This window comes from Streptomyces sp. NPDC057543 (genome assembly GCF_042801895.1).
Classification (GTDB): Bacteria; Actinomycetota; Actinomycetes; order Streptomycetales; family Streptomycetaceae; genus Streptomyces.
In genome coordinates, this window is the sequence record NZ_JBHVFF010000392.1 from 1 (window position 1) to 6,338 (window position 6,338).

Sequence of the window (6,338 nt, forward strand, 5' to 3'; positions counted from 1 at the left end):
CACCGACGGTGGGCGCCCCTCACGCATGTGCCGCCTGTTCCTGTGCGGCGTGCCGTCCCGGCCGAGGGCCATGTTTCCCCCTCCGGGCCCACTGGAAGGCCCCACAAGGGGCTATGGGTCAGTTTCTCCTTTAATGTCACATTCACTGACTGTCGGCAGAGGAGCGCGCGTGACCAACCCCGTACCTCCCCGCGACCGGCCCGATCAGCCCTGGCGCTCCGAGGGCGCCCCGCCGCCCCCGCCACCGGGCCGGAAGATGCCGGGAGGCTGGGGCGGACTGCTGCTCACCGCGCTCGCCGTCTATCTGATCGCCAATCTGGTGCTGTCCTTCTTCAACGGGGCGGAGGAACGCACGATCGCGTACACGGAGTTCAGCAAGCAGGTCACCTCGGGCAATGTCTCCAAGATCTACTCCAAGGGAGACGCCATCCAGGGGCAGCTCAAGAAGGAGGCGAAGGTCCCGGGAACCGACAAGAAGTACACCAAGTTCGTCACGCAGCGGCCCGCGTTCGCGGACGACAACCTCTGGGCCGAACTGGTGAAGGACGATGTCGCGGTCACCGCCGAGCCCGTCGTCCAGCAACGCAGCTTCCTCGCCAACCTGCTGATCTCGCTGGCCCCGATGCTGCTGCTCGTCCTGCTCTGGGTGTTCGTCGCCCGCCGGATGTCCAAGGGTATGGGCGGCGGTATGGGCGGCTTCAGGCGCAAAGCACCGCCCAAGCCCGTCGAGCTGGAGGCCGGGCGGCGCACCACCTTCCAGGACGTGGCCGGGATCGACGAGGTCGAGGGCGAGCTCAACGACGTCGTGGACTTCCTGAAGAATCCGCAGGCGTACCGGAGGATGGGCGCCCGGATGCCCGGGGGAGTGCTCCTCGCGGGGCCGCCCGGCACCGGCAAGACGCTGCTCGCCCGGGCCGTCGCGGGTGAGGCCGGGGTGCCATTCTTCTCGGCATCGGCCTCCGAGTTCATCGAGATGATCGTCGGCGTCGGCGCGAGCCGGGTGCGGGAACTCTTCGCGGAGGCGCGCAAGGTCGCCCCCGCCATCGTCTTCATCGACGAGATCGACACCATCGGCCGGGCCCGCGGCGGCGGCTCCGGCATGGGCGGCCACGACGAGCGCGAGCAGACGCTCAACCAGATCCTCACCGAGATGGACGGCTTCTCCGGTTCGGAGGGCGTCGTCGTCCTCGCCGCCACCAACCGCGCCGACGTTCTCGACCCCGCCCTCACCCGGCCCGGCCGCTTCGACCGGATCGTCCAGGTCAGCCCGCCGGACCGGCGCGGCCGGGAGGCGATCCTGGAGATCCACACCCGGCAGATCCCGCTCGCCGACAATGTGAACCTGGCCCAGGTGGCCGGTACGACCCCCGGTATGACCGGCGCCGATCTCGCCAACCTCGCCAATGAGGCCGCGCTGCTCGCCGTCAAGCGCCGGCAGTCCGAGGTCAGCCAGACCGATCTCTCGGACGCCCTGGAGAAGGTCCAGCTGGGGGCGGAACGCTCGCTGGTCATGTCGGACGAGGAACGCCGCAGGACCGCGTACCACGAGAGCGGGCACGCCCTGCTCGGCATGCTCCAGCCGGGCGCCGACCCGGTCCGTAAGGTCACCATCGTGCCGCGCGGCCGCGCCCTGGGCGTCACCCTCTCGACGCCGGAGGCCGACAAATACGCCTACACCGAGGAGTATCTGCGCGGCCGCATCATCGGCGCGCTCGGCGGGATGGCCGCCGAGCAGGTGGTCTTCGACATGGTCACCACCGGCGCGGAGAGCGACCTGGAACAGGTCACCAACCTGGCCCGTGGCATGGTCGGCCGCTGGGGCATGAGCCACAAAGTGGGCAGGCTGACGGCGATCCCGAGCGACGCCCAGCAGGCGTACGGGCTCTCCGCGGCCCCCGCGACGCTCGACGCGGTGTACGGCGAGATGCGGCGCATCGTCGACGAGTGCTACGAGGAGGCGTGCCGGCTCCTGCGGGAAAACCGGCACAGGCTGGACTCGCTGGCCTCGGCACTGCTGGAGCACGAGACGCTGGACGAGGCCGCGGCCTATCGGGCGGCCGGAATTGCCCGCCTGGCCAAGTAGCCGCCGCGGCCCGGACCGTGCACTCGGGGCTTCAGGTCGTGCACACGAGATAGCGGAAGACGTTCGGCATCCAGATCGTGCCGTCCCCGCGCAGATGCGGACGCAGAGCCTCCGCGACCTCCTTCGTCACCTGATCCTGGTCCGTCGCGAGAACCGCCGCGTCGAAAAGCCGCGTCGACAGCAACCCCCGTACCGCGCTGTCCATGTCCGCGTATCCGAACGGGCACGCCACTCGGCCGGAACCGTCCGGGCTCAGACCGGCCCGGAACGCCACTTCCTCCAGATCGTCCCGCTCCCACGGCCGCCAGCCATCGGTGTGCGGCGCCCGGGCCCCCTCGGAGAGCCGCCCCGCCACCCGCAGCACCGGCGCCGTCGCGCACCGCTCCGGCGGACCCCACCCGGTCAGCACGACCGTGCTTCCCCGGGCTGCCAGCGGTACGGCCGACCGCAGCGCGTCCACGAGCCGTTCGCCGTCACCGGACGAGCAGCCGATCGGAGTGAACGCGGTGATCAGGCCGTACGGCGCCCCGTCGACCGGGGCGGCCGCGGACGGATCACCGTCGACGAGCCGGGCGTGCCCTTCCGGAGTTCCGGCATCGCTCCCCGGATCGGGCAGCAGCCGGGCGCGGGCGAGCGCCAGCCGTTCGGAATCGGTGTCGACGCCGGTGACGCGCGCGCCGCGCGCGGCCGCGATCAGCAGCGCGAGGCCGGAGCCGCAGCCGAGGGAGAGCAGCCGGGTGCCGGTTCCCACCTCGAGCCGCTCGTACACCGCTTCGTACAGCGGTGCGAGCATCCGCTCCTGGATCTCGGCCCAGTCCCTGGCACGGGTACCCGGATCCACCGGGGTGGCCGGGGCCGCGTGGCTGTGGTGCCGGACGAGCGTAGGTGTCATGGAAGCGCCCCAATCCGCCGAGAGGTCGGTCGTGTCCGATCGGTCGTGCCCGAGTGGTTGCTCCCCCCTGTGCGTCCGCGCCCGTTCCCCCCGTATGTCAGAGAACTGCGCATCCGCGCCCGCGTCCAGAGGTCTGATGGCAATGGTTGTGTGCTCCGGTGCTGCGCCCGTGCGTACGGCCCGTGGAGGCAGGGCCAGTCGCTCCGTGTGGTGGACGGTGTCGCCGTACGATGCGCGCCATGGCAAAGGCACCCGTTCTCACGCCCCAGGCCGAGGACTTTCCCCGCTGGTACCAGGATCTGATCAACAAGGCCGAACTCGCGGACAACGGTCCGGTGCGCGGCACCATGGTCATCCGGCCGTACGGATACGGCCTGTGGGAGCGGATGCAGCAGGAGATGGATGCCCGGATCAAACAGGCGGGTGCCCGGAACGCCTACTTCCCGCTCTTCATCCCCCAGTCTTACCTGACACGCGAAGCCGAGCACGTCGAGGGCTTCGCACCGGAGCTCGCCATCGTGACCCACGGGGGCGGAAAAGAGCTCGAAGAGCCCGTGGTGGTGCGGCCGACGTCCGAAACGATCATCAACGAATACTTCTCGAAATGGGTCCAGAGCTACCGGGATCTGCCGCTGCTGATCAACCAGTGGGCGAACGTCGTGCGCTGGGAGATGCGCCCGCGGGTCTTTCTCCGTACGACGGAATTCCTCTGGCAGGAGGGCCACACCGCCCACGCCACCTACGAGGAGGCCCGGGAGTACGCCGCGTACATCCACCGGGACGTCTACGCGGACTTCATGGTCGATGTCCTCGGCATCGACGTGGTCCTGGGCCGCAAGACCCCGGCCGAGCGGTTCGCCGGAGCCGTCAACACCCTGACGCTCGAAGGAATGATGCGGGACGGCAAGGCCCTGCAACTGGGCACGAGCCACGAACTCGGCACCAACTTCGCCCGGGCCTTCCACACCAGCTACCTGTCCAGGGAAGGCAGGCAGGAGCTCGTCTGGCAGACCTCCTGGGGCTCGTCGACCCGCATGGTGGGCGGTCTGATCATGGCGCACGGCGACGATCACGGCCTTCGGGTGCCGCCGCGCCTCGCTCCCGTCCAGGCCGTCGTCCTCGCGGTCAAGGACGACGACGCGGTACTGGCCGCGGTCCGGTCGGTCGGGGAGCGGCTGCGTGCCGCGGGAATCAGGGCCGAGGTCGACGAGCGCACCGACACCCCGTTCGGCCGCCGCGCCGTCGACTGGGAACTGAAGGGTGTGCCGGTACGGATCGAGATCGGCCCGCGCGATCTGGCGGTCGGCTCCGCGATGCTCGCCCGGCGGATCCCCGGCGGAAAGGAACCGGTGGACATCGACGCGCTGCCCGCGCTGCTCCCGGCGGTCCTGGAGGAGGACCAGGCAGCTCTGCTGCGGGAGTCCCGGAGCCGGCGCGAGTCGGCCACCAGCGAGGTCGCGTCCGTCGAGGAGGCCGTGGAGGCGGCATCCGCGGGCGGCTGGGCGCGTATCGCCTGGTCGGCCCTCGGCCCGGCCGGGGAGGCCCGGCTCGCGGAGCACGGGGTGTCCGTACGGTGCCTGGTCGCCGGGGACGGGTCCGTGCCGGACGCGGACGACGCCCCCGGTACTGTCGCCCTGGTGGCCCGCGCCTACTGACGCCCCACCCGCCGCCGGGCCGCCCGACGGCCCGGCGTACGGTTGCCGTCTACGCCCGGGCGTACGAGGCACTACGTACCACCTTGGTGTGAGCTGTGAGACTTCTCCGCAGATCAGCGCACCCGCCCTCGTCAGGGCGCATCAATGGCAACTGACTGGTACGTGCAAATTATTTGGGATGGCCCGGAATCGGAACACCGGGGCCCCCGTGCTCGTTGTCACGACGTGAGCACGACACCACCTGTACTTGCCGCAGAGCTGGCGCAGGCGTGGGCCGATATTCAGCGGTACCACCCCGAGCTGCCCGATCTAGCCGCGCCAGAGTCCCTGATCGGAGAGTCCTCGTCCGCCTGTGGCGGAGAACTCTCCTTCGAGCGACTGCTCCACGAGGCAGTCCATGGCATCGCCGCCGCCCGAGGTGTCCGCGACACCTCGCGGGCCGGCCGCTACCACAACCGACGATTCCTCGCGATCGCCGAGGAGCTGGGCCTCGATCATGCCGAGGAGCCCCACCCCAGCAGCGGCTTCTCGCTGGTCACGCTCAACCCCGAGGCCAAGAGAAGGTACCGGCCGACGATCGAGCGGCTGCAGCGCGCCCTCAAGGCGCATACGGTCGCCACCGCCGCCGACACCAAGCGTTCCTTCCGTGGGCCGGCCGCCCGGCACGGCTCGTCCGGTGGAGGCGTCCGCGTCAAGGCGGTCTGCGACTGCGGACGCAATGTGCGGGTCGTCCCGTCGGTGCTGGCGCAGGCGCCGATCGTCTGCGGAGGCTGCGGAAAGCCGTTCCGCATCCCCGAAGCCGCGGTCGCGGTGGGGTGACCCGACGTGGTGTGGCACAATGGCTAGCTGTACTCGACAGTCGCACAGGACCCCTCTCTCCTCCGGCTGACGCGTCCATCGGGCACCCGAGTACCGCAACCCCACGTGGCATCTTCGTTGTGCCCAACCACGTCATAGACCAGGAGACACCACTTCCGTGGCAGTCAAGATCAAGCTGAAGCGTCTGGGCAAGATCCGTTCGCCTCACTACCGCATCGTCGTCGCCGACTCCCGTACCCGCCGTGACGGCCGGGCCATCGAGGAGATCGGCCTGTACCACCCGGTGCAGAACCCCTCGCGCATCGAGGTCAACTCGGAGCGTGCGCGGTACTGGCTGTCCGTCGGCGCCCAGCCGACCGAGCCGGTTCTCGCGATCCTGAAGCTCACCGGTGACTGGCAGGCCCACAAGGGTCTCCCGGCCCCCGCGCCGCTGCTGCAGCCGGAGCCCAAGGCGGACAAGCGCGCCCTGTTCGAGGCCCTGGCCAAGGACACCGGCGAGGAGTCCAAGGGCGAGGCCATCACGCAGAAGTCGAAGAAGTCCGACAAGAAGGCGGACGAGGCTGCTGACGCGGCTGCGTCCGCCGAGTCGACCGAGGCCTGAGCATGCTCGAGGAGGCTCTCGAGCACCTCGTGAAGGGCATCGTCGACAACCCTGACGATGTGCAGGTCGCCTCGCGCAACCTGCGCCGTGGTCGCGTGCTGGAGGTCCGGGTCCACCCCGACGACCTCGGCAAGGTGATCGGCCGCAACGGTCGCACCGCACGCGCGCTGCGTACCGTCGTGGGCGCCATCGGCGGCCGTGGCATCCGCGTCGACCTCGTCGACGTGGATCAGGTTCGCTGACAGAGTTGAACACCGGCACGGGCCGGGGAGGGCCATGGGCCCACCC

General features: G+C 70.0%; 6 protein-coding genes. 5 read left to right on the top strand and 1 reads right to left on the bottom strand.

Annotated features, from left to right (window positions below):
- Window positions 1–169: 169 nt before the first annotated feature.
- Complete coding sequence (gene ftsH / locus ACFU8Q_RS37895) at window positions 170–2,083, top strand: ATP-dependent zinc metalloprotease FtsH (protein WP_384463622.1); 1,914 nt, start codon at window positions 170–172, stop codon at window positions 2,081–2,083.
- A gap of 31 nt (window positions 2,084–2,114) precedes the next feature.
- On the opposite strand, the gene ACFU8Q_RS37900 is transcribed toward ftsH, so the two are convergent.
- Complete coding sequence (locus ACFU8Q_RS37900; RefSeq protein WP_384463625.1) at window positions 2,115–2,975, bottom strand: methyltransferase domain-containing protein; 861 nt, start codon at window positions 2,973–2,975, stop codon at window positions 2,115–2,117.
- Window positions 2,976–3,214: 239 nt separating this feature from the next.
- On the opposite strand from ACFU8Q_RS37900, the gene proS reads away from it, so the two are divergent.
- From proS to ACFU8Q_RS37920, 4 genes are all read left to right on the top strand, one after another.
- On the top strand, window positions 3,215–4,630 hold the full coding sequence (proS, locus tag ACFU8Q_RS37905; protein ID WP_384463629.1) for a proline--tRNA ligase: 1,416 nt from the start codon (window positions 3,215–3,217) through the stop codon (window positions 4,628–4,630).
- 225 nt (window positions 4,631–4,855) lie between these two features.
- Window positions 4,856–5,449, top strand: a complete 594-nt coding sequence (locus ACFU8Q_RS37910; RefSeq protein ID WP_384463632.1) for a hypothetical protein — start codon at window positions 4,856–4,858, stop codon at window positions 5,447–5,449.
- 157 nt (window positions 5,450–5,606) lie between these two features.
- On the top strand, window positions 5,607–6,050 hold the full coding sequence (gene rpsP / locus ACFU8Q_RS37915; RefSeq protein ID WP_384463635.1) for a 30S ribosomal protein S16: 444 nt from the start codon (window positions 5,607–5,609) through the stop codon (window positions 6,048–6,050).
- Between the two features lie 2 nt (window positions 6,051–6,052).
- Window positions 6,053–6,292 carry an RNA-binding protein gene (locus ACFU8Q_RS37920; RefSeq protein ID WP_005311361.1) on the top strand — a complete coding sequence of 80 codons (240 nt, stop codon included), beginning with the start codon at window positions 6,053–6,055 and terminating at the stop codon, window positions 6,290–6,292.
- Window positions 6,293–6,338: the final 46 nt, after the last annotated feature.

Bases quoted from the DNA above. Each gene is read 5' to 3' on its own strand.
- ACFU8Q_RS37900 (WP_384463625.1), bottom strand. From the start codon at position 2,975: ATGACACCTACGCTCGTCCGGCACCACAGCCACGCGGCCCCGGCCACC.
- proS (WP_384463629.1), top strand. From the start codon at position 3,215: ATGGCAAAGGCACCCGTTCTCACGCCCCAGGCCGAGGACTTTCCCCGC.
- ACFU8Q_RS37920 (WP_005311361.1), top strand. From the start codon at position 6,053: ATGCTCGAGGAGGCTCTCGAGCACCTCGTGAAGGGCATCGTCGACAAC.